The organism is Thiolinea disciformis DSM 14473, from assembly GCF_000371925.1.
GTDB classification, from domain to species: Bacteria; Pseudomonadota; Gammaproteobacteria; order Thiotrichales; family Thiotrichaceae; genus Thiolinea; species Thiolinea disciformis.
The window spans coordinates 1-1704 of record NZ_AQVE01000062.1; the positions used below are offsets into that span (position 1 = coordinate 1).

Below are 1704 nucleotides of genomic sequence, written 5' to 3' on the forward strand. Positions count from 1 at the left end.
GCTTTCTTGCCAGGTTGTTTCGTGCTCATTCTTCACCTCGTTTGCTGAGAATACTCGCTTTTCGAGGTGTCCACTATTCCTGGGTAGGATCATCCAGCACTTTTTTGGGAATAACAATTTGTCCTTTGCTGGACAATCTGACGGTAGCAGCCATCATAATCAGTACCTCAGTAAGACGATTAGTAAGAATTGAGTATGATAGAATTAGTATTAGATAACAAGGGGGTTACGTCATATGTGACGGGCCCGGTAGGGAGTAAGTTGGGCGGAGTCACGGGCTGTCAACGCGACTGGCATCGACATACTTGTTAGAAATTATCATCTTTTGTTGATGAGTTGCGGAAGCCAGTATTCTGAAGATGGGTGTTTTTTACCAATAGCTTCAATAATATCATGCCGAGAAACCCAATAATTTGGTACATCTAGCTCTAATGTTTGATGAACAATAAGCTTTGCTTCTCTCCATATAGTTTTATATGAGAAGTCATTTAAAAGTAGTGGATAACCATCAATAGTTGTCTTTATTTGTAACGTCCTGCTAACTATTTGGCAATATCCTTGGGCTTCAAAAATAACACCTTGCTGATTAAGATTATTGGGTCTTGGAATCCATACCAACCTTTCTCCAGGCAATAACCTCTCACGACCATTTATATCAAGATTTTTAATGGTTTTATCTCTATTGAGATATGGTACTGGATCATTTATATAGTCAGGGTCATCAGTACTGAAGCCAGAAATGTGATTTGGTGAATTAGTAACATGAATATCGAGAGTATCACCATCAGAGTAAACCTGCCATAGATCAATTATGTCTGCTTTGTTATTTATAATTGAAGCCATGTCGTTGTAGTTAATTAATGCAAAAACCTGTCCTTCCTCTAAAGTTAACGTAATACGATCACCAACCATTAGATTATGTGGTTCTGGCGAACTCCAGCCATTTATGCCAGATTCTGTTATTAAGGCTTCTTGAACAGCTTTTATTGCAACTTCTTTATCTACCTTAAAAAATTCTCGTTTCGGGTTTACTCGATAAGCACTTAGAATTTGATGCGCTTTCTTCTCGACTTCTTTGTATCGTGAAGTTGCCGCACGATAAGCGATATCAAATTTTGTTGGAGTGCTTGTATTAAAAAGCTCTTTAACACGATCTTCTGGCAAGTTTGAGGTTAAACCGATTTTAACTAAATCCGGCATAGATGGATTAGTTAAAACATATACAAAACCAGTATTATGGGCGAAGGTAGTCATGATGTTCTATAACAGCTTATTAGATGGAAGCTTGGTATAATATATTGTTCCAAACTCTGCCTAACTCGAAAAAATGAAGCTTGTTCTTTTTTCAGTGAAGATTGATTTATGTAGACCATCAATCAACGATACTTGCTTATATTGAATAATTATATACCGCCCAGTCAAAAATCCAAAATCATTTAATCTCCCCATCCCTACTAACTGTGGTATATAGCTCCCGCACTCTCATTACCCCTAAACTACCCTCAAGCAAAACCCATCAAGTTTCCACTGAGAGCGTTTGTATGTCCTTACCAGCCAAAGCGGTTGTCCAGTATCGCAATCAATTAAGTTGCAACTTCAAACAGCATCGATGATGCCATTTGCAAAGTTACAGCACGAATGATTTTCATCCATTCATTTGCAGCGCCCCCACCAAAAATAGAAAACCCAGTACTCCAATAACAC

The 1704-nt window shown here is 38.1% G+C and carries 1 protein-coding gene; it reads right to left on the minus strand.

Features of this window, described 5'->3' with window-relative positions; genetic code table 11:
• Window positions 1–318 precede the first annotated feature (318 nt).
• The gene (locus tag A3IE_RS22380; RefSeq protein ID WP_020397259.1) at window positions 319–1254 is read right to left on the minus strand and encodes a GIY-YIG nuclease family protein; all 936 of its coding nucleotides are present in this window, start codon (window positions 1252–1254) and stop codon (window positions 319–321) included.
• Window positions 1255–1704 lie beyond the last annotated feature (450 nt).